The organism is Candidatus Peribacteria bacterium, from assembly GCA_023038255.1.
GTDB lineage: Bacteria > Patescibacteriota > Gracilibacteria > Peribacterales > Peribacteraceae > CALREJ01.
The window spans coordinates 741,150-761,004 of the sequence record CP082927.1 but is presented as its reverse complement, the minus strand read 5'-3'; the positions used below and the strand labels follow the sequence as shown (position 1 = coordinate 761,004).

Sequence of the window (19,855 nt, the reverse complement as noted above, 5' to 3'; positions counted from 1 at the left end):
GAACGCCGTAAACTGTATCTATAGAGACGTATAACACAAAGAAATATGTCACTTTTTTGTATAAAATTTGTATAATCTACTTTTATCAGAAAATGTGGAACACATCGAAAAAACACACTTAAATGTAGGATTTCTGTTTTCTTAAGCGAATAGACAAAAAGTGGCTGGGGAGCATGGATTCGAACCATGGAATGGGGGCTTCAAAGGCCCCTGCCTTACCACTTGGCGACTCCCCAAGAGCGGACAAATCTTACACGATTGATTGTCGCTCTGTATATGTGCCTTCTACTGTCCTTCCAGCCCATCACAATACACATGCATCGCATCCCGCATAAACTCCGGAAGAGCTTTGTGATGTTTCTCGAAATACTTCCGGAAGCGCACATCATCTACATACATGCTTCCAAGTCCGCGATAGAGCTCTATCGACGGTTCATAGAAGGTGCGCAGACCATTGAAGTGCTCGGCGATTAATTTCTGTACGTCATCACTCGCAGGATTGTCTTTTATGTGCGCGGCGATCCGCTTCATGAGATTTTCGCCTTCCTCTGCAATGCGCTTGTAATCCTCCTTAGTGAAATGCTTCGTGCGTTCAACGGATTGCTTGTACGCATCGGTATTGCCCCAGCGCTCTTTTGCTTCTGCGGCATACGTTTCCATTTCTTCTTTGGTAAAACCGCCGTACATGTCTTTGTCATCCATTGGCTTTTTCTTGGTGACATGTGCAAGTGTCTTATCGATCGTTTCCAGAAGATCGCCGAGTCTTTTCTGTTTGAGCGTCAGGAGTTCACGATGATCCTTCAGTGCAATCGCCACATCGAATTCCGGCTTATCGAGAATCGCTTTTATGTCCTCAAGCGGAAACTCCAGTTCGCGGAAAAAGAGAATCTGCTGCAGGCGCAGGAGTTCCGGTTCGCCGTATGCACGGTAATCGTTTTTTGGGGAACGCATAGGAGTCAGCAAGCCGATCTCATCGTAATGATGCAGAGTGCGGACGCTGATGCCGGCGAGGTCGGCGAGTTGCTGGACGGTGTAGGGCATACGGTTAAGGGGATTGGAAAACAGACGCAGCTTAAAGGCTGACGTGGCGTGAGGGTCAAGAAAAAATCTTAACGATCTCCGTTGATGGGATCGAAAATGCTCGGGGGCAGCGTGTCGCCTTTCAAAAGCTGCCGGATGCGCTTGCCGCCATAGACGGAGGGCAGGATGCCGACGCCGTTACAGCCGAGATTGTAGAGGAGCACGTTATTGCGTGGCTCGAAGCCAATGCGACGGATGGTATTTTTGGTGTAGCCCATCAGACCCTGCCAGAGGAATGTGTGCGTTGCTGTATCCGGAAGGCCATTGTAGACATGTAGTATTTCGTGCGCGAGTCCCTGCTCCACGTCCGGAGGAAGCGGTGCGAGGGGATCGAAAGTGGTATTCTCCGGTAACTCGGCATCTCCTCCGCCCAAACAGGTGAGCGACGCGGTGCTTCCGTTTTTGAGCGCGTACGGCCGACGGGTGATGTAGTACTCTTCCGGGTGGAAATAGCTGAATGCCTGTGCCGGTTTAGGCTCTGCGTCCAGGTAGCCGGTCATATAGCCTGCGACACCCTGCACCATCGCGTGAAAGACGGGGTCAATGGGTTCGCCAGCGGACTGTTCAATGCGGACTGTTTTGTAGCCATTGGTACAGAGAATGACATGCCGGGCGGTGAGGCGATGAGTCGCGGTGTGTAGTTCTGCAGAAGAGGAGTGGAGGACAACAGTTGTCACAGGTGTCTCTTCTGTCACCTGGAAACGATCAGCGAATTTGCGGAGCATCCATGTGGTCAGATCTTCGCAGAACAGTGCGCTGTTCATGCAGGCGATCTGTGCGATTTCGGCGCCGATAAAAGACGTGTCATCTGTGTGCAGGATTTCCAGAACCGCAGAGTGGGGGACCGGGGTCACGTGCGGCATCAGTTCCTCTGGAATCTGAGCAAGGATCGCGGGGTCATTTTTGACCAGAATCGGTTCATGGATGATGCCCGCTGCACTGCGGATGTCGTGGGTGCGGAGGTTATCCAGCAGCGTATCAATGGTTGCAAAGCCGTTGTAGCTGACACAGGCTTCGTAGGAGTCGTGTATGCCGCTCATGGAGAGCATTTCCTCCAGAATATCCCAACCGGATTCCACGTTTTTCAGGGCATCGAGTGCCATGTCTTTTCCAAACACCTCCATAATGTTGCTGATGGGCCGTTCGAATTCATTCACCACATGTCCGGCATTGCGGCCTGTTGCGCCATGTGCAATGCGTCCTGCATCGACAAGAATGACGCTGTGGTCGCTGTGCATCAGGAGTTGATAGGTCGTGGCGATGCCCGCTATACCCGCACCGATAATGACGACATCTGCATCGGGATCGCGTGACAAACCATGCGGCTCGCGTGCGCTCAGCTGTGCCAGCCAGGGTGATTGTGTCGGGTGCATAGATTAAAGATGTCCGAGCGCCGGATCGAAGATGGACGGCGGTAGGTCGATTCCCGAGAGGAGTTGCATGATGCGCTTGCCGCCGTAAATGGACGGCAGAATACCGACGCCGTTACAGCCGAGGTTATAGAGGAGCACCTTGTTCTTCGGCTCGTATCCCACACGGCGGATCTGGTTGGGGGTGTAGCCCATCAATCCCTGCCATAAAAACAGTCTCGCAGCACGCGGCGGGAGATCGTGGTAACTGTAGCGGAGCTGGCGGTCCAGCTCTTCTTCAATATCTGCGGGGAAAGCGACGAGCGGGTCATACTCGGCGCTGTCCGGCAAATGACGCTCCGGTCCGCCGATACACACGAGTGATCCGCTACTGCCTGCTGCTTTGTCGTAGGGGCGACGGGTGAGGTAGTGGTACGGTTCACCCTTCATGTCGGAGCGGTAGTAACTGATGGCAATTGGCACCTGGTTCGGTTCGTCGTAATACGCAGCCATGTAGCCAATGCGGCCTTTGACGCTTGCATGAAAACTGGCATCGACTGGCTCGCCTGCATTGTTTTCAATGGTGAAGTTTTCAAAGCCATTGGTGCAGAGCACGACGTTTGTACAGTGAATCGTGTGGCTGTTTGTATGGAGAATGGCGCTGTCTTTCTCGAGCGTGACGGTGTGAACCGGCAAATGTTCGACAACACTCAGGCGTTCCGGGAAGCGGGTTGCGAGATGTGCAACAAGTTCCTCACAGAAAAGCGCGCTGTTCATACATCCTTTCTTCGCAATTTCCGCTGCAATAAACGCGTCATCTTCTGTTTCCAGCGCTTTCATAATCACAGACTGCGGGACCTGCGTGCAGTACTTTTGCAGATGCACCGGAATCTGGGCAATGAGAGCGGGGTCCACTTTTATGAGCATCGGTTCCTGTTCAATGCCTGCCTTTGCACGCAGGTCCTGTTCTTCCAGGTGCTGAATAATCTGCTCCACAGCGGTGAGTCCTGCATATCCCGCACAAATGTGCAGAGGAGTCTTCAGGCCGCAGTCGTAGCGGATATCGTCCACAATATCCCAGGCGGATTCCACGGCGAGCTGTCCGGCGACTGCCATCTCCAAACCAAATGCTTTCACAATATCCGGGAACGGACGCTCGAAGTAGCTCACAAGCTGCCCCGCGTTTCTGCCTGTAGCACCGTGTGCAATGCGTCCGGCATCAATAAGAATGACTTTCAGATCCGTGTGTTTCAGGAGCTGATAGACGGTGGATACACCCGCAATACCGGCGCCGACAACGGCGACATCCGCTTCTGCGTCACCGTTCAGCAGAAAAGCGGCACGTTCCTGTATAAGCTGGGCAAGCCAGGGGGAGGGTGGGGGTGTGTGTGACATTCCTATTATTATAGCAGATTTTTCTATTTTCTAAAAGGAGAAGGGATGCTGCAAACCGCAGCCGGATGCCTCTATAGTCGAATCCGCGGTTCTGGGCAAGGCTGCAGGAATCCAGAAATCGCCCTTGCGCTCCTTTCCCGTACCCTCTACACTCCCCGCACTTTCAACCCGATTTTTCATGTTTGCAGTCGTTTCTATCGCAGGCTTTCAGGAAATGGTCCAAGAGGGAGATACCCTTGAGATCCCGTTGCAGGACTCTGAAAAGGACAAGACTATCGAATTCAAAGATGTCTTGATGATCATGAAAGATGGTGGTGATGTCGTTCTTGGCAAACCGTTCGTCGATGGTGCCAGCGTCAGCGTGAAAGTGATCGAGCACGGCCGCGACAAGAAAATCCGCGTCCTCAAGTTCAAGAAGCGTAAGCGCTACCTGCGCGTCCGCGGTCACAGACAGGACTACACAGCAGTAGAGGTTGTTTCCATCAAAGCCTAACTTTAGGTATGAGGTTATAGGTGATAGTTTTTAGCAGTGAAGATCTTTTTTGTAGTTTCCAATAACCAATAACTGGCAACCTTTTAGAGAGACTCTATTTCCTCACGTAACGTCTTCATCGCTTCCAGTGTGACCGCCATATTCTGCATACAGGCAATCGTCTGTGCGGAACGCTCGTTCAGTCTGAAGAGATGTGAGAGATAGCTCTTGAGATGCTTTCTGCTGAGGGCGGAAGTGGATGTGCTGTCGATTATGGAGTGATCATGTGTGAAGGCGCTGTTGCGGATATTGATGTGCGTGCCGTCACTCAAATATATTTTTCCGTGCCGTGCTTCGCGCATCGGCATCACACAATCAAACAAATCAATGCCGTGCTTCACCGCTTCTTTGTGCTGACTGATGCGACCGACACCCATCAGGTATCGTGGCTTATCCTTTGGCAAAATCGGACAGACATATTCGAGGACGTCATACATTTCTTTTTCTGTTTCTCCGACAGCCAGTCCGCCAATTGCATAACCATCAAACCCGATCGCGATTAATTCCTGTGCACATTTTTCACGGAGATCGCGTTCGAGGCCACCTTGGATGATGCCGAAGAGGAGGGGAGAGGTGACGGATGTTTTGGACGGGCGTGGGCCGGTTTCTGCTTTGAGTTGTTCGTGCCACTTTTTACATTCCTTCGCCCACCGCAATGTACGATCCACCGCTTCGATCTGTTTTTTTCTGGGTGCCGTCGATGGCGGACATTCATCGAAGCACATGATGATGTCACTTCCGAGTGTGTGCTGGATGCGCATTGCTTCTTCGGGTCCTAGAAAAAGAGGGGAGCCATCAATGTGTGATTTGAAATGCACGCCATGTTCGACAATCTTCCGGTTTCCCTCGAGTGAAAAAACCTGGAACCCGCCGGAGTCTGTGAGAATCGGTCCATCCCATCCGATAAATTCGTGTAATCCTCCCGCTTCAGCGATGGTATTTTCTCCGGGCTGGATATGCAGGTGATAGGTGTTGCAGAGCAGCACCTGCGATCCGAGTCCTCGCACATCATCAAGCGTCATGCCGCGCATAGCGCCTGCCGTTCCGACCGGAAAGAAAACCGGAGTTTCGATAACACCGTGCATTGTATGAATGCGACCGCGGCGACCCATTGGTGACGTAGAAAGAAGCTCGAACATTTGCTTTATTGTAGCGGAAATTCTTCAGGTAGTTAGTCGGGTTATGGGTAATTGGTTATGGGTTATGGGATGCTTTTATGAAGTAATATAAAAAAATTCCTTATCCCTCATAACCCATCACTCATCACTCATCACTTAGTGATAACTAGGAATTTTTCCTTGCACATCGACTCCGATTATTCGGCCATCGCTTGTGGTGTTTCTGGCTTTGGTTCAAACTATGGACCACTTCCGTTTCTTCCCCAGATTTTCTTATGTGTTGTTCAACTTCCGACCACAACAAGTGGATTGCCCGCACCATCGTACGGGTTGGTTTCGGTTTGTCTCTCGTTTTCACGGGCATCGCGCACTATCGTGATGCATCCGGTTTCGCGACGTCTGTTGGTAACGGACTCGGTCCGGACTGGCTCGTCGGTATCGGAACAGTGTGGGGATACCTCATGCCGCTCCTCATGATTGTCGGCGGTCTGTCGCTGGTCTTCAACCTGCTGACACGCATTGGTGTCTGGGCAACCGGCCTCGCTCTTGCTTCTATCCCTGCAGGACTCATGCTGAAGTCTGCGGTTTCCGGTATTTCTCTGGGCGACACGATGCCGCCTGCAATGAATGCTTTTGTCTGGATTATTGTGTTCCTTCTTGTCGTAAAGGCGACAGGTCCGAAGGACTGCGGTGCATGCTGCGGTGATAGCTGTGAGTGCGGTACTGATTGTGATTGCGACGTGGATGCTCCGGCTCCTGTTGTTCCCATGAAGAGCACAGTCTCTGCTCCGGTAAAATCCATGCCGAAGAAGGCTCCAGTCAAAAAGGCTGCACCGAAGAAGGCGCCAGCTAAGAAGACAATGCCGAAGAGCATCTAAGGTCTTAGATTGATTTTGAAAAAGAGTCTCAGGAATGAGGCTCTTTTTTGTATGCCCTCCAGCCTTCGCTAAAGCTTCGGCCGGCAAGCCGGGGCCGCTGCCGCGGGGGCATTCTTTTTGTCCGTGCAGCAAAAAGAATCAAAAAGTGCGGTCCGGGCCAGCCGCCCCTCCGCTTGCCCCTTCACCCCCCGGGTGGCCGGACTCCACCCCACGGGCCTTCATTTTCGCTCTGCGAAAATGGACCTGGTGGAACTTCTTTGTTTTATTGGAACCAGGAGAACTCCCTCGCCCGGAACGGAAGAGGGGCGGGGAGAGGGCTAATCCCGCTATCAATAAAAAAGCCCGCATCTCTACGGGCTTTCATCTTGTAATAGTCTTTAGTCAACAATCTTATCAATCAATCCGTATTCCAAAGCTTCCTGCGAAGACAGGAACTTATCACGTTCGGTATCAAGCTTCACCTGTTCAAGCTTCTTCCCGGTGTGATGAGCGATCAGTTCATTGAGCATGTTTTTCATCTTCACAATATGCTCTGCGTGAATCGCAATGTCCGTTGCCTGACCCTCTGTTCCTCCGAGTGGCTGGTGGATCATGATTTCAGAGTGCTTGAGAGCGAAGCGCTTTCCTTTGGCTCCTCCCATCAGAATGACGGCACCGCCGGATGCAGCCATACCCAGACAGACTGTGGACACATCAGGTTTGACGTGTTCCATCGTGTCGTACATCGCGAGTGTGGAAGTCACCTGTCCACCCGGGGAGTTCACGTAGAGAGTGATGTCTTTCTTTGCATCTTCCTTTTCCAGGAACAGCAGCTGGGCGATGATCGAGTTTGCGACATCGTCATTGATCTGTGTGCCGAGGAAAATGATGCGCTCTTCCATCAGACGGGAGTAAATGTCGTAGGCGCGCTCTCCGAACTGTGTTTTTTCAATGACAGTCGGGATAATAAAGTTCTGAGGCGTTATATGGCCGCGGGAGATTCCTGCGTAGATGGATTGAATGCGTGGATCCATAGAATAATTTTAAGAAAAAGAGATAGGGAATTCATTTGTATTATACACTTTTACTACGGTTTGCTGTCTATGCACGGTACAGTGAATATGGTGTAATGTTCCAGAAAAATATGGAGATTCTACGCAGCGACCAATGGCAGGATCTTGTCACCGATCTTCTCGGTGGTTCCATTCAGCCGCTGATTGTGGTCCTTGGCCCGACTGCGAGCGGAAAAACAAAATTTTCTGTTGATGTTGCGCACTTCATCCGCGAAAAGCAGCCGACTGGATGGATGGACGCCGAAATCATCAATGCAGATTCGCGTCAGCTTTATACACATATGAATATTGGCACGGCAAAGATCACGGAGGAAGAAAAGAGGGGGGTGGTGCATCACTTATTTGATGTGCTTGATCCCACAGAGGATGTGAGCATTGCCTGGTACAAAGAGAAAGCAACGGATCTGATTGATGATTGCCATCGTCGTCGTGTGGTGCCGATTCTGGTCGGGGGATCGATGCTGTATATCAGCGCGGTTGTGGATGGCCTCGATCCATTGCCTCCTGTTGATCCGGAGCTGCGCGCAAAACTTGAAAAGGAATGGGATATTGATGACGGCTGGTCGCTGTATGACCGGTTGCTTTCTCTGGATCCTGTTACCGCAAAAAATTTCCAGGCACAGAACAAGCGCTATGTGGTGCGTGCGCTGGAGCTGTACGAAAAAACCGGTGTGATTCCGTCGCTCTTAAAAAAGACCATTCCGCCGCCGTACCAGATTCTGCAGCTCGGTATGTACTGGCCGCGAGATATTCTTACGGAGAGAATCGACAAACGCACCGAGTTGATGCTTGATGCAGGGTGGATTGAAGAAGTGGAAGGATTGCTGGATCGGGGGTACACATCAAAAGATTTTGGGATGAAAAGTCACGGCTACCGGGAAATCATCGCGTGGCTGCAGCATGATGAGCAGGACAAAGGTGAGCTTGTTGAATTAATAGCCTCAAAGACCCGTCAATACGCAAAGCGGCAAATGACGTGGTGGTGGGGCGATGACGAGCGCATCAAATGGATCGACATGCGGCAACAGGTGTAATACCATGGCCCACCGGAGTTCCGCACAGTGATCCCTACCTTTTCTGGCATCATGACTGTGTGCAGCACATATACGTCTTTACGCATATGAAGCGGGAACTCCGCCCTTTTGCTTTTTGATAAGCGCAGAGTGACGTACTTTTAAAATTTGAAGACGTCGTACTTTTCTTCAATCCGCTGCTTCATCTGCCATAATTCCTCAATCATCTGCTGCAGGTGAGGGGATTCGTTCGGTGTCTGCTTTGATTTGTAGAATTCCTCAATCAACCGCATGAGGTGCGCGATATTGATGAGTGCGAGGTCGGTTTTTCCTTTCCAGTCCTGCGGCATTCCGTCGTAGATCTTTGTGTTGATGAATGAGTGCGGGTTGGTGGTATCAATCTGTTTTTCGTCGAGCAGCTTCAAAATTGTTTTTAGAAACTCCTCGTGCTCCGCGCCCATTTTTCCGCTGATGGCTTGACCTGCTTTTTTCTGCTGATCTTCCGGAAGATTCTCGTGGTCTTTGATGGATTGTGCGAAGTCGGGCATGGATAAAGTATACCGGAGGAGTACGAGGATGACGAGGAGTACGAAGAGTACAAAGAGTGTGAAGAAATTTCCTCGTCTTCCTTGTATTCTTCGTCATCCTCGTACTCCTGAAATAAATGGTGTACGTCAGTACACGTTGCTACACTCTGACCAATGAATCTCCGTACTCCGCTCAAAGATGCACTGCGCACAACCAAGGATCACCTGGATGTGCTCGAAAGCATGGATATAAAAACGGTGGGGGATTTGCTGATGTATCTGCCACGGGCGCATGAGGACCTGAGCCAGATCCAGACGATTGCCGATTCGCCGCTGGGCGAGAAGGTGACACTCCGCGGAACGATCGGGGAATTGAAGACGGTCCGCATTCGCGGCGGACGTGTGATAGTCAGTACGGTATTTACCGATACACAGGGAACGACGCTCGATGCTGTGTGGTTCAATCAGCCGCACATCAAACGGATGCTCGCCGAAGAATCGGAAGTTGTGCTGACCGGAAAAATTTCTGAGAAAAGTTACCGGCTGCAAATGCAGAGTCCGCAGTTTGAGGCAGTGGGGAAGCAGCCGCTCGTGCATGCAGGACGACTCGTTCCGATTTATCCGCAACATGACCTCATCAGCACAAAATGGTTACGTGAAAAAATGGTTCTCATCAAAGATGCAATTTCTCTCATTGCCGAAACGCTTCCGCAATCTGTCGTGGATGATGAGCAACTCATGTCACGTAAAGATGCAGTGATGGCGTTACACTTTCCGGAAAAACCGGATGATGTGGAACGCGCGCAGCAGCGTATCGCATTTGAAGAAATGTATGCGGTGCAGGTCGAGGCACTCGAGCGGAAAAAAATGTGGCAGGGGGAGCATCAGACACGATTGATGATTCCCATGGACAGCGAGCTCATCAAAACCTTTTTTGCATCACTGAAATTTCAGCCGACCGGCAGTCAGAAAATTGCGATCTACGAAATTCTGCGCGACATGGAAAAAGATGTACCGATGTCGAGACTGCTCGAAGGAGATGTTGGTTCCGGAAAAACACTGGTTGCAGTCGCGGTGATGGCGACAGTGCTACGTGCGGGCGGTCAATGTGCGCTCATGGTACCGACAGAAGTTTTGGCGCGGCAGCATGCGGAAAACATCTCACGTCTTCTTTTGAATTTTTATAACTACGTTTTGGAACATTCGGAGAGTGGCATGACATTTCCATTACCACGCGTGGAGTTACTCACAGGCTCTACACCTGCACCTGATTCGAAAAATATAAAAATGGGAACAGCGAACGGAACGGTTGATATTGTCATCGGCACACATGCACTCATTGAAGACTCGGTGCAGTTCAAAGATGTGAAGCTGGTGATTGTCGATGAGCAGCATCGCTTCGGTGTGAATCAGCGCGCGAGACTGAAGGACAAAGGTAATCCGCATTTCCTCGCAATGACTGCCACACCGATTCCGCGCACGCTCGCGCTCACGGCGTACGGTGATCACGATCTCTCGGTGCTTCTTGAAAAACCCGGGAACAGAAAAATCATCCAGACAAAAGTGGTGTCGCCGGATGACCGTAAAACTGTGGAACTGTTTATCGATCATCAGATTGCAGAAGGACGACAGGTGTTTGTGGTGTGTCCGCTCATTACCGGATCGGAAGCGGAGGAAATCAAAGATGTGAAAAGCGTGGAGCAGGAAGTGAAGCGTCTGCGCGACGGATTTCCGCACAGAAACATTATGATGCTGCACGGAAAAATGTTGCCTGCGGATAAGACAGATATTTTACGCCGATTCAAAAATAAAGAATCAGACATTCTCGTGTCGACATCGGTGATTGAAGTCGGCATCGATGTGCCCAATAGCACGATCATCGTCATCGAAGGCGCAGAACGGTTTGGTCTTGCACAGCTGCATCAGTTCCGCGGACGCGTCGGGCGCAGTGATTTTCAGAGTTACTGTTTCCTGTTTACGACAACTGCCGAACAGTCCCGTTCTCCGCGACTGAAGGCGATGGAACAGTACGACTCCGGATTCCACCTCGCAGAGATTGACCTCAAGCTGCGTGGCCCGGGAGAACTCTTCGGTGTGCGTCAGAGCGGACTCCCGGATTTCCGCTTCCCAAACCTGTTCCAGCCCGAATTCATTCTGCGTGCCAGGCATGCGGCGGAAAAGGCGATGGGGATGAGTGGAGACAGGGCTGCGTAATGATTTTTTATTGTCAAACAGCCATGAAACGGTAGACTATCTCTGTTTTCTCCCCATTTTTTGTATGGCAGACGATCAGACACTTCCGACCCCACCACGCCCCGGTGACGATGTCCCTGCAGGTGGTATCGATCCATCCATGGTGTTTGCAACGCCTCCCGCTCCTCCTGCGCCCGCAGGCGGACAGACAGGCGATGATGATGGCACAGGTGGCAACCCGCCGCAGGATCAGGGCCCGCCTCCGCCTCCAGTTGGAACAGAGGCAACGAAAGAAATGGGATACGACGATGAAGATATCCGTGTTCTTGGCGAAGTCGGTAACTACCGTTTCGGTTCCATTGCCGACCAGCTGTCCAATGAGAATATACTTGTTCCCCCACATGAGAACACCCAGTTCGACGAACAGCGCTTCCTCAGCTTGCTGCGCGGTAGCATTTCCCTCACACGCGACGAAAAGTGGCGCATTATCAAGGCGATCCCGAACCTCAGCCAGTTCCAGGTCGACGAACTGCAGAAAATTCTGGAAGAAGAGCGCCGCAAGTTCAGCGAACTATCCCCAAAGCACCTCACACAGCTCATGAAGCTCGAACAGAAGCATAGTCAGGACTGGCAGGATCTGCAGTCTGTATCCGTGCAGGAAGGAGCCAAGCAGCAGGAACAGGCGGCTGCGGATGACATCAGAAAGCAGCTTGGACTTTGAGATTGGGGGATGAGATTAAGATGAAGAAACAGTGAGCGGCCTTCGGGCCGCTTTTTTATTTAAATTTCCACTTAACCTAAAAGCTGAAAGCTAGAAGCTAAAACCTCATCAAACATTCAAATGAAACAGCACAAACATCGCCACTCCCATAATTGTCAGCACAATGCCTTTCCCGACGCCGCGCCCCATCGCGCTATAGAGAGACGTCAGAAGCAGGAACAGGAAGGTGCCGAAGGTGAACCGCAGGACGAGAGATGATGTGAAGAGCGCATTCAGATACGGAATATAGACCGGCAGCTTTTCCTGCAGGGTCAGGTTTCCGAGCAGATACACGGCGCCGTACCAGGCAAGCAGCCAGCCGGCAAAAAGGCGGAGAGTTTCAATCAGGGGAATATACGCCCGCTCTTCTGTTTCCATCGCTTTTTCGGTTTTCTTTTCCTCTTTCTTATCTTCAATGGTGGTCCAGGGCATGGATGGCGTAAAACCGACAGGACGCGCCTGTGCGACCGGGATGCGTGTTTCCAGTATCTCCTCGACGCTCAATCCCTTGGCCTTCAGGGACTCACGCACGCTGTCCATAGACGCTGCGTCCATGGTACCGCGATCGATGCGGCCACGTTCGTCCCGGGCAATGTACGAAAAAAGGGGCATGGGGAGGATTACTGATCGTTGGCGACAAGAGTCGTGAGCATGTAGCTGATGGCAGTCTGCAGATTGGACGGTCCACGGATTTCGAAGTGACGGTTATTTGTCCATTCCTTATACCCGACAACGCCTCCTGCTTCTGCTTTCACCTGGCCGTCCATGCTGGTGGAACCGCTGACAAGGTTGACGCTGAGCGGGCCTTCGCCGATGTTATTGATTTCCTGTGGTCCGACTTCCACGTGCCAGAGGGTGGTGGATGTTGCACCAAAAGAGGTGAAGTACCAGTTCTTGTGGACTGCCACACAGTAGGCTGCGGTCTTAGTGCAGTAACGCTGTGTCCAGAGGCTCGGTGCCATATTGTCTTTTGCCATAATGGCTGCTTTTTCCGTGAGTTCTGTGGATGCTTCGAATGCGGCAGAGGAAGACTGCGGAGTCACCACTGCGGCGCTGGATACAACGGGAGCTGCGCTGGATGCAGCAATAGTGGATGATGCAACGGCGCTCTTCGAACTCTGTGCCGTGACAGATGCGGCGGCTGCAGCTGATGAGAGTGCGCTGCTGCTTGCCACAGAAGAGAGTGAGGAAGAAGAAGCGGTCATGCTCATGACAGAGCTGCTGCTTGGTTCGCGTGATGCGATATTTTCCACGCGCATGATCATGCCTCCCGCTTCGGTTGTCGGGCGGACAGCACCGAGGAGTTCGACTTTCTGGTTCAGATACGCATCGAGATCAACCGCCGTGCTCTGCAGCATAATAAAGCGACCGTCTTCGAGCTGCAGCTTGTGTGTGCCTTCCATAAAAATACTCGCACCGGCAGCCATCAATGTTCCCTGGTAGGTGACGTTCTTTGTTTCCTGGATAGCAGCACTGCTGATAGACGGCACAGATGACTGTCCGTTGTTGGACGTAGTCGATGTGAAGCAGGCAGTGAGTGCCAAAAGCGGAAGGAGCACTGCAAGAGAGGTGGTTGGTTTCATGGGAAGGAAAGGGGAATGCAAACGGATGCTCCAGTATAGCGTTTTTGCAAAAACAACACACGCGGATTCGTGGGTTTTTGTTTGAGGAAAAGGCCGTTTCCAGTTGCAGCTTTGTATCCAAAAAGCCGCAGGCCAGCCGTAGCTTTAGCGAAGGCTGGCGGAGAGAGTGGGATTCGAACCCACGGAACCTTGCGGCTCACCTGATTTCAAGTCAGGCGCTTTCGACCACTCAGCCATCTCTCCAGAGTCAGCTTATAGCTTTCGGCTTTCGGCTTCTAGAGAAAATTGCTGCTATGGCAAAACGTCAATCCTCGAACTTTAGCTCTTCCACAAGCCCAAGTCTGCGCCGCAAATCGTCATTTTTCGGTAGTTTGTCCGACGGAACGGAACGGGCTTTCCATGCCTGACGGAGTCCCTCCAGATAGCCTTTGTTGTTGATGAGCATATCGACAAACGGTTGTGCCTGTTCGCGGAAGCGGCTGGCACCCAGACGGTTAGTCATCATGTAAACCGAGGAGACGAACGCATCTTCGCCACCGGTTACTTCCGTGTGGAGCTCGTCTTCAATTGCATCGGCAATACTGTCGGCATCAATTCCTGCAAAAAAGAGAAGGTCTTCTGCTTTTCCGGATGGGAAAAACTGATTGAGTCCCAGTCTGCGCAGCGAGCAGGGGAGCTGGAAGTCAGCGATAATATCCGCAACCTGCGATGCAATGCCGCCTTCGGTGTTGTGATCTTCCACCACGACGAGATGCTGCGTTTCAAATGCGGCCTGCATGATTGCTGCGGCATCAATAGGGCGGATGCTTGAGAGATTCAGAAGGCGGATGCTGCGCTTGTTGCGTTCCACGGTCATCAGGCTGTCTACCGCTTTCACTGCTTCGTGCAGCGCGAGACCGGATGCAATTACCGTGATGTCATCGAGCGCATCGCCGTGACCGCGGATGAGATCTGCTTTGTTATCGTACTGATAGTCAGCGCCGTAAATCGGTTCACCATTCGGGGAGAGCAACTGCGGATGATCGCTGCGCGGAGAGAAAATGTACACGGACTCATAGCCCTCGCTGATAATTTCCAGTGCTTTCTCTGCCATCGCTCCTGCCTGATTGCTGTCACCCGGCATCCAGACCTGTGTGTGACGGAAAGGAATATTTAGATAGTTCTGTTCCTGATGTGTCTCGCCGTCTTCGCCGACGCTCAGTCCTGAGTGTGTACAGTCGTGAATGACGCCGCAGCGGGTGTGACCGCAGTTGATATCAATGAGACGGGCATTCGCGCGTGCTTCGTTGGTGCCGAATGCGGCGAAGGTGTAGGTAATAGGGAGTAGTCCGCTCTGGCGCATACCGGCGGCCATCATGTACATGTTTGCTTCGGCGACTCCGACATTGATCACGCGGTCAGGAAATTCTTTCTGCACTTTATCAAACCCACCGGAACCCGCGAGATCCGCATGGAGCACGACGATGCGGTGATCATGTTTCATCAGATTCTTCAGATGGGTGGCGCCGAGGTCTTTGCGCGCGGCACCTTTCTCTGTGGTGATTGTGCGCTTGTAGTCCTTGCTGACTGTCCAGTCGATCACGAGATCGGTTTCTGTTCTGGAATCCGCTGTGTAGCGTTTGAACTCTGCAGCGTGGAACGGTTCGTAGGATTTCACGACTTCTGCCAGACTCGGCATGTCTTTCAGCGACGCTTCGTACTCATCTTTGCTTAAGGGGGCACCATGATAGTTTTTTGCCCCGGTGTTCGATCCCGCTTCCATCACGGCAACGCCGTAGCCCATCGTTGTATAGTAACAGATGAAGGTTGGACGCTTTTCTTTGCTGGATGTGCGGAGGGTTTCTGCTTTCTTCAGTGCTGCTGCTACCTGAGCCGGATCGTTGCCGTTCTGTACTTCAATGACGTGCCAGCCGGCTGCGTGTGCGATCAATGCAATATCGGCGGCAACGACTTTGCTCGGGAGATCAGACAGCTGAATGTCGTTTACGTCCGCGTGGACAATCAGGTTATCGAGTTTCAGATGCGACGCGAGGCGCAGTGCTTCCGCCACCTGTCCTTCCTGACTGTCGCCGTCACCAATCAGCACATCGACAATACCGTCTTTCTTCTGATACTTGAGACCGAACGCCGTGCCGAGTCCGTGGCTTAATCCTTTGCCGAGCGGGCCGGTGCCAAAGGGAATATCGCCGATATCCGCTTCGACGTGGCCGGGGAGACCGTTTGGAATGCGGAAGTGATCAATAATCGCCTGCGGGTTTGCCAGGCGTGCGTCATGACCTTCGCGACCAAACAGCCACTGGAGTCCGTACGCCAGAAGCGAGAGATGTCCGGCGCTGATTCTGAGCGGCTGATCCACATGCGGATTGCGGATTTTTCCGAGCATGTAGGCAAACGTGAAAGACGAGAGCGGGCCACCCGGATGTCCGGACTGATGATCAAACGGTGCCTGAATGCACAGGTGACACATGATCTTGTGTGCGAGTTCGTACTGCCTCCGTTCGTCATCGCTCAACGTCACTCCATCGTTCGGTCCAATCCAGATAGTTTCCAGCTCCGGATTTGCCGCAAGCACGCGCTGGGCGGACATGGGGACAATGGACGGATCTTTTCCAATGAGATCTTTGCGGTCGGGGCGGGATGTGAGCATTGAGATTGAGGGATGAGGTTGAGATTACGGGGAGTATACAGTGTCACTCTGCCTGCCGGCCATAGCCCCTTGGGCGACGGCTGGAGCTCGTCGAAGAGTGTCTTGAGCCTTTTTGAAAGACTGTAGACATAACAGAAAACCGGTGTATGTTCGGTTTATCCTTCCTTTCTTCCTATGAATCTGAACCTTACCCGTCAGTGGTTTGATGCCGTTGATGAGTCGATAACCCCGGAACCGGCAGATGCGTCGCCCCCGTTGCAGGAATCGCTCTACCTGAGCCAGCAATTAGGTCTGACGATTGGAGAGTGTCGATGGGAAGCATTGGATGCATGGCGCGAAGAAGCCAATAAGAGACCCAGTGCTTTTTCGACTATGGCATTGGCTATTATCAGTTCTGTTCGAGAGGCTGCGAAAAAAGTGTCAGCAAACGGCCAGATATTTTTACCCGGAGAATGGACAGTGCTGCGGGAGCGCATGAACGGCGTTATTGATGCAGATCCGCAGATGCCGGCGTTTGCAGAAGCAGTCACTGCGCTTGCAGAAGAATTGCAGCCAGCTCTGTTAAATACCATGATGGTCGCCCCCCAGGGGTATGGAAGCTTTGGTCTTAAAAGCTCTTTGCGAACAATGAGTGGCACGGTTGCAAGTGGCATCAGTGCGCTTGCCCCCAAGTCTTCGAAAACTGGTATGGATGGAATCATGGAGGATCAGGCCAATAGAAATGAACCTCTCATCGATAGAGATCCGCGAGCAATTGTTTTTGATTTGTTGAGTGAGGTAGCGCAGACAATTTTTATTGTGACAGGGGAGATGAAGGCATATTTCGACAGAAATGATTTGATCGGCGAGCCATTGCCTCCATTTGAAACATGGCCGGAACGCGTCCGGAAAAATCCGCTTCCTGTTTCTGTTGAATAAGGATGGCAACCATTGATGACTTCCAGGCTCTCGACATCCGTGTTGGAAAAATTATTGCCGCAGAACCGTTTCCGGAAGCGCGCAAACCTGCCTACAAACTGACGATTGATTGCGGAGCTGAGATTGGCATCAAGCGATCATCGGCTCAAATTACGGCTCGTTATAGTATTGATGATCTTATCGGTCGTCAGATTCTCTGCGTGGTGAATTTTCCGCCGCGACAGATCGGGCCGTTCATTTCGGAAGTTCTGACACTCGGAGTTCCTGATGAGAATGGGGAAGTGGTCCTGATTCAGCCAGATACTGCCGTTCTGCTGGGTGGCAGGTTATATTGACTTTTTAGTAAAAAATTTTATAATATTCAAGCCAAGAATCGCTTGGTTTACAATTAAAAGCACTGTTACACGGAGAATAATGATGGGAAGCGTTTCTCTAAAGGTCGGAAGCGATGGCGCCTTGATTGCTCACCAGCACCAAAACTACTGGCTGGCAATTGAGTTGCGACTATACGCCCGTTGTACAGCACATTCCGTGGAATTCGCGCCATACACGGAAACCAAAATCGGAACGGTTTCCTGCACAACGCCGATCGAATTCCTGGTGCATGCGGACAATATTCTTTTGGTCCGCCATGAGTCCGCTGATCCGATCTGCCTGACGATTACCATGGAAGGGGATGAGCCGGTGACATTGAATAATGTTGCCAGTGGCGACCAGATTGGCGTAGTCGCTTGTCACGGCTCACAACGTCTGGTTATCCAGAAGGAGTGAGAAAGATTCTTTGTGACAGTGCCGCCGCCCTTGCTCTCGATGTCTGTCGGGAGCCGGGGCTTTTTTACTTTGTAATTACCAGCATCTTCTTCGGTCCGCTCAGGATCGTATCCGTTGATCCGTTCCAGTCATGAATAGCGTTGATGAGCGTATCGTAATCGTACTTGTAGCCTTCGCCGCGGCGGGTGCCGACGTCATTGGTGATGAAGTTTTTGCTGTCGTAGCCGACAACGACAAGCATGTGGTACGGAGGACCGTCACCGGAGAAGTACGGGTTTCCGAGTGTCTGACCGGCGGCAGGGATAATGACCGGATTTCCTGCAGCAAGTTCGCGCTTCAGACTCTCGACGCTGACATCTGTCACAATGCGTCCGTTCAGTCCGTACAATTCTTTCGCGATGGTCAGGAGCTCTTCGGTGTCGACGTCGATTTTGTAGCCGTTTGCTGTTTCCCATGCGACCAGTTTCTGGATTTCATCTTCCATGGTTTGTGGCGTGATTGTTTTTCCTTCAAGGAAATATTTCACAAGAATGAGTGATGCTTCCTCGCATGCTTCCTGATGCAGTGCGTCCCAGTTTTGCAAAGGGGCTTGTGAGGCAAACGGAACGTCGATGCGGACGGAAGAGGGGAGATCGTCGTTGGAGTTTTCTGTTGCAGTGGATGATGTTGCTGCAGCGGCGGACGAGGTGACCGATGTTGCAGAGGAGGCAGAGGTGTTTGTTGATGATCGCCCGATAGTGGATAGAGATGACGATTCATTTCCGAGCGGGAACACAACATCCGGCTGCTGATAGTAGGCGATGGTGGCGTAGGTGCCGACGCTGACAATCGCGATGCCGGCAAGAATAAGTGGAAAGGGACGCATCATAGTGTGAGGAAGGATATGATTCTTATACTCCTCCTAAGACAAAAATGTGGTGCCTCTCTTTCAGAAGCATCGTGCATAGCGTCTGCATTCGTTGTATCATCGCATTGCTTCTTTCCCATCACACTCATGAAATTATTTTTGGACACGGCAAATGTTGAACAGGTAGCACTCGTTGCGAGCTGGGGCGTCCTTGATGGCGTGACCACCAACCCGTCGCTCGTTGCGAAAGAGGGGAAAGATTTCAAAAAAACCGTGATTGAAATGTGCAAATATGCGCCGTGCGTGAGTGCGCAGGTGACCGCAACCGATTTTGAAGGAATGAAGAAGCAGGGAACGGAATACGCAAAGTGGCACAAGAACGTGTACGTAAAAGTCCCGATGACGACCGAAGGTTTAAAGGCTCTCAGGTATTTCCGCTCCAAAGGAATCCGTACGAACACCACACTCATCTTCAGTGCATCGCAGGCGCTGCTTGCTGCAAAGGCCGGTGCCAACATCATCAGTCCGTTCATCGGACGCCTGGATGATATTTCCGAAGACGGCATGGCACTCATTGATGAAATTATGGATATCTGGGACAACTACGATTTTGATTGCGAAGTGCTCGTCGCGTCCACGCGTCATCCGCGTCACATTGTCGACGCAGCGAAAACGGGCGCTCACATCTGCACGCTTCCGTTCGATGTCTTTGCTAAGCTGCCACTTCACCCGCTGACGGATGCGGGGCTGAAGAAGTTTCAGGATGACTGGGCGAAAGTGACTGCAAAGAAGAAGTAGAGTGCGCAATTTCTTTGAGCATCATTAGCAATCCTGCATACTTGTTTTCAATCTGTCTGACCAAGGCACCCCATTCCACCTGACGCAGGTCAGTATCATCAAATGGTTGTTCCAGTGATGCGTTATTGAAAGGATGAAGCACAGTCTCCGGATTTTTAAGGCGATTGATCTGTGTCAGAAATGTTTCACGCATGGAAAAATAGATTTTCTCCCATTCTGTCCTGCTCTCCTGGGACACATTTTCCAGGGCAAGAGAGAGTTCGTCGGGCATGTTTTTGACTTCGCTGAAAGGAAAGTAGCCGTTGAAACGATCCATTGCTTCTGCCGCTTCTGCGTGTGATTCTGTCATAGAAGAAAAAAGGGAGTGATTCTATGGGAGAGGTGCTATGCTACA

20 protein-coding genes and 2 tRNA genes are annotated in these 19,855 nt (G+C 51.6%); 9 read left to right on the top strand and 13 right to left on the bottom strand.

Annotated features, from left to right (window positions below; genetic code table 11):
• Window positions 1–161: 161 nt before the first annotated feature.
• The 4 genes from K8942_03630 to K8942_03615 form a co-directional block, all read right to left on the bottom strand.
• Window positions 162–236 (bottom strand) — tRNA-Gln (locus tag K8942_03630).
• A gap of 49 nt (window positions 237–285) precedes the next feature.
• A complete protein-coding gene (locus tag K8942_03625; GenBank protein UPA22127.1) occupies window positions 286–1,041 on the bottom strand; it encodes a MerR family transcriptional regulator in 756 nt (251 codons plus the stop codon).
• Between the two features lie 68 nt (window positions 1,042–1,109).
• Complete coding sequence (locus K8942_03620) at window positions 1,110–2,453, bottom strand: FAD-binding oxidoreductase (GenBank protein UPA22126.1); 1,344 nt, start codon at window positions 2,451–2,453, stop codon at window positions 1,110–1,112.
• 3 nt (window positions 2,454–2,456) lie between these two features.
• Window positions 2,457–3,824, bottom strand: coding sequence for an FAD-binding oxidoreductase (locus tag K8942_03615; GenBank protein UPA22125.1), 1,368 nt, complete (start codon window positions 3,822–3,824; stop codon window positions 2,457–2,459).
• A 178-nt stretch (window positions 3,825–4,002) separates the two neighbouring features.
• On the opposite strand from K8942_03615, the gene rplU reads away from it, so the two are divergent.
• The gene (gene rplU, locus K8942_03610; GenBank protein ID UPA22124.1) at window positions 4,003–4,317 is read left to right on the top strand and encodes a 50S ribosomal protein L21; all 315 of its coding nucleotides are present in this window, start codon (window positions 4,003–4,005) and stop codon (window positions 4,315–4,317) included.
• An 83-nt stretch (window positions 4,318–4,400) separates the two neighbouring features.
• Here the strand turns inward: rplU and tgt are convergent, their stop codons facing one another.
• A complete protein-coding gene (gene tgt / locus K8942_03605; GenBank protein ID UPA22123.1) occupies window positions 4,401–5,495 on the bottom strand; it encodes a tRNA guanosine(34) transglycosylase Tgt in 1,095 nt (364 codons plus the stop codon).
• 254 nt (window positions 5,496–5,749) lie between these two features.
• Between tgt and K8942_03600 the strand changes: the two genes are divergently transcribed.
• A complete protein-coding gene (locus tag K8942_03600; protein ID UPA22122.1) occupies window positions 5,750–6,352 on the top strand; it encodes a hypothetical protein in 603 nt (200 codons plus the stop codon).
• 377 nt (window positions 6,353–6,729) lie between these two features.
• On the opposite strand, the gene K8942_03595 is transcribed toward K8942_03600, so the two are convergent.
• Entirely contained in the window at window positions 6,730–7,365 is a 636-nt protein-coding gene (locus tag K8942_03595) for an ATP-dependent Clp protease proteolytic subunit (protein ID UPA22121.1), read from the bottom strand.
• A gap of 110 nt (window positions 7,366–7,475) precedes the next feature.
• Between K8942_03595 and miaA the strand changes: the two genes are divergently transcribed.
• Window positions 7,476–8,438 (top strand): tRNA (adenosine(37)-N6)-dimethylallyltransferase MiaA, encoded by a 963-nt coding sequence (miaA, locus tag K8942_03590; GenBank protein ID UPA22120.1) that lies wholly within the window; start codon window positions 7,476–7,478, stop codon window positions 8,436–8,438.
• A gap of 140 nt (window positions 8,439–8,578) precedes the next feature.
• On the opposite strand, the gene K8942_03585 is transcribed toward miaA, so the two are convergent.
• On the bottom strand, window positions 8,579–8,965 hold the full coding sequence (locus tag K8942_03585) for a hypothetical protein (protein UPA22119.1): 387 nt from the start codon (window positions 8,963–8,965) through the stop codon (window positions 8,579–8,581).
• A 153-nt stretch (window positions 8,966–9,118) separates the two neighbouring features.
• On the opposite strand from K8942_03585, the gene recG reads away from it, so the two are divergent.
• Window positions 9,119–11,158, top strand: a complete 2,040-nt coding sequence (recG, locus tag K8942_03580; GenBank protein UPA22118.1) for an ATP-dependent DNA helicase RecG — start codon at window positions 9,119–9,121, stop codon at window positions 11,156–11,158.
• Between the two features lie 64 nt (window positions 11,159–11,222).
• A complete protein-coding gene (locus tag K8942_03575) occupies window positions 11,223–11,858 on the top strand; it encodes a hypothetical protein (GenBank protein ID UPA22117.1) in 636 nt (211 codons plus the stop codon).
• Between the two features lie 108 nt (window positions 11,859–11,966).
• On the opposite strand, the gene K8942_03570 is transcribed toward K8942_03575, so the two are convergent.
• The 4 genes from K8942_03570 to K8942_03555 all read right to left on the bottom strand — a co-directional run bounded on the left by K8942_03570 (window position 11,967) and on the right by K8942_03555 (window position 16,127).
• On the bottom strand, window positions 11,967–12,509 hold the full coding sequence (locus K8942_03570; GenBank protein ID UPA22116.1) for a hypothetical protein: 543 nt from the start codon (window positions 12,507–12,509) through the stop codon (window positions 11,967–11,969).
• A gap of 8 nt (window positions 12,510–12,517) precedes the next feature.
• Window positions 12,518–13,480, bottom strand: coding sequence for a hypothetical protein (locus K8942_03565; protein UPA22115.1), 963 nt, complete (start codon window positions 13,478–13,480; stop codon window positions 12,518–12,520).
• Window positions 13,481–13,635: 155 nt separating this feature from the next.
• Window positions 13,636–13,723: transfer RNA gene (locus K8942_03560), tRNA-Ser, on the bottom strand.
• A 61-nt stretch (window positions 13,724–13,784) separates the two neighbouring features.
• Window positions 13,785–16,127 (bottom strand): hypothetical protein, encoded by a 2,343-nt coding sequence (locus tag K8942_03555; protein ID UPA22114.1) that lies wholly within the window; start codon window positions 16,125–16,127, stop codon window positions 13,785–13,787.
• 174 nt (window positions 16,128–16,301) lie between these two features.
• Between K8942_03555 and K8942_03550 the strand changes: the two genes are divergently transcribed.
• The 3 genes from K8942_03550 (at window position 16,302) to K8942_03540 (ending at window position 17,816) form a co-directional block, all read left to right on the top strand.
• Window positions 16,302–17,045 (top strand): hypothetical protein, encoded by a 744-nt coding sequence (locus tag K8942_03550; protein UPA22113.1) that lies wholly within the window; start codon window positions 16,302–16,304, stop codon window positions 17,043–17,045.
• Between the two features lie 2 nt (window positions 17,046–17,047).
• Complete coding sequence (locus K8942_03545; protein UPA22112.1) at window positions 17,048–17,380, top strand: tRNA-binding protein; 333 nt, start codon at window positions 17,048–17,050, stop codon at window positions 17,378–17,380.
• A gap of 196 nt (window positions 17,381–17,576) precedes the next feature.
• Window positions 17,577–17,816, top strand: coding sequence for a hypothetical protein (locus K8942_03540; protein ID UPA22111.1), 240 nt, complete (start codon window positions 17,577–17,579; stop codon window positions 17,814–17,816).
• Between the two features lie 64 nt (window positions 17,817–17,880).
• On the opposite strand, the gene K8942_03535 is transcribed toward K8942_03540, so the two are convergent.
• Window positions 17,881–18,684, bottom strand: a complete 804-nt coding sequence (locus tag K8942_03535; protein ID UPA22110.1) for a C39 family peptidase — start codon at window positions 18,682–18,684, stop codon at window positions 17,881–17,883.
• A gap of 126 nt (window positions 18,685–18,810) precedes the next feature.
• Here K8942_03535 and fsa point away from each other — a divergent pair, with 126 nt between their 5' ends.
• Window positions 18,811–19,461, top strand: a complete 651-nt coding sequence (fsa, locus tag K8942_03530; protein ID UPA22109.1) for a fructose-6-phosphate aldolase — start codon at window positions 18,811–18,813, stop codon at window positions 19,459–19,461.
• On the opposite strand, the gene K8942_03525 is transcribed toward fsa, so the two are convergent.
• A complete protein-coding gene (locus tag K8942_03525; GenBank protein UPA22108.1) occupies window positions 19,376–19,810 on the bottom strand; it encodes a hypothetical protein in 435 nt (144 codons plus the stop codon). The two genes, fsa and K8942_03525, sit on opposite strands and share 86 nt — an antisense overlap.
• Window positions 19,811–19,855 lie beyond the last annotated feature (45 nt).

Coding starts and splice junctions, on each gene's coding strand:
- K8942_03625 (UPA22127.1), bottom strand. CDS start 1,041: ATGCCCTACACCGTCCAGCAACTCGCCGACCTCGCCGGCATCAGCGTC.
- K8942_03620 (UPA22126.1), bottom strand. CDS start 2,453: ATGCACCCGACACAATCACCCTGGCTGGCACAGCTGAGCGCACGCGAG.
- K8942_03615 (UPA22125.1), bottom strand. CDS start 3,824: ATGTCACACACACCCCCACCCTCCCCCTGGCTTGCCCAGCTTATACAG.
- rplU (UPA22124.1), top strand. CDS start 4,003: ATGTTTGCAGTCGTTTCTATCGCAGGCTTTCAGGAAATGGTCCAAGAG.
- tgt (UPA22123.1), bottom strand. CDS start 5,495: ATGTTCGAGCTTCTTTCTACGTCACCAATGGGTCGCCGCGGTCGCATT.
- K8942_03600 (UPA22122.1), top strand. CDS start 5,750: ATGTGTTGTTCAACTTCCGACCACAACAAGTGGATTGCCCGCACCATC.
- K8942_03595 (UPA22121.1), bottom strand. CDS start 7,365: ATGGATCCACGCATTCAATCCATCTACGCAGGAATCTCCCGCGGCCAT.
- miaA (UPA22120.1), top strand. CDS start 7,476: ATGGAGATTCTACGCAGCGACCAATGGCAGGATCTTGTCACCGATCTT.
- K8942_03585 (UPA22119.1), bottom strand. CDS start 8,965: ATGCCCGACTTCGCACAATCCATCAAAGACCACGAGAATCTTCCGGAA.
- recG (UPA22118.1), top strand. CDS start 9,119: ATGAATCTCCGTACTCCGCTCAAAGATGCACTGCGCACAACCAAGGAT.
- K8942_03575 (UPA22117.1), top strand. CDS start 11,223: ATGGCAGACGATCAGACACTTCCGACCCCACCACGCCCCGGTGACGAT.
- K8942_03570 (UPA22116.1), bottom strand. CDS start 12,509: ATGCCCCTTTTTTCGTACATTGCCCGGGACGAACGTGGCCGCATCGAT.
- K8942_03565 (UPA22115.1), bottom strand. CDS start 13,480: ATGAAACCAACCACCTCTCTTGCAGTGCTCCTTCCGCTTTTGGCACTC.
- K8942_03555 (UPA22114.1), bottom strand. CDS start 16,127: ATGCTCACATCCCGCCCCGACCGCAAAGATCTCATTGGAAAAGATCCG.
- K8942_03550 (UPA22113.1), top strand. CDS start 16,302: ATGAATCTGAACCTTACCCGTCAGTGGTTTGATGCCGTTGATGAGTCG.
- K8942_03545 (UPA22112.1), top strand. CDS start 17,048: ATGGCAACCATTGATGACTTCCAGGCTCTCGACATCCGTGTTGGAAAA.
- K8942_03535 (UPA22110.1), bottom strand. CDS start 18,684: ATGATGCGTCCCTTTCCACTTATTCTTGCCGGCATCGCGATTGTCAGC.
- fsa (UPA22109.1), top strand. CDS start 18,811: ATGAAATTATTTTTGGACACGGCAAATGTTGAACAGGTAGCACTCGTT.
- K8942_03525 (UPA22108.1), bottom strand. CDS start 19,810: ATGACAGAATCACACGCAGAAGCGGCAGAAGCAATGGATCGTTTCAAC.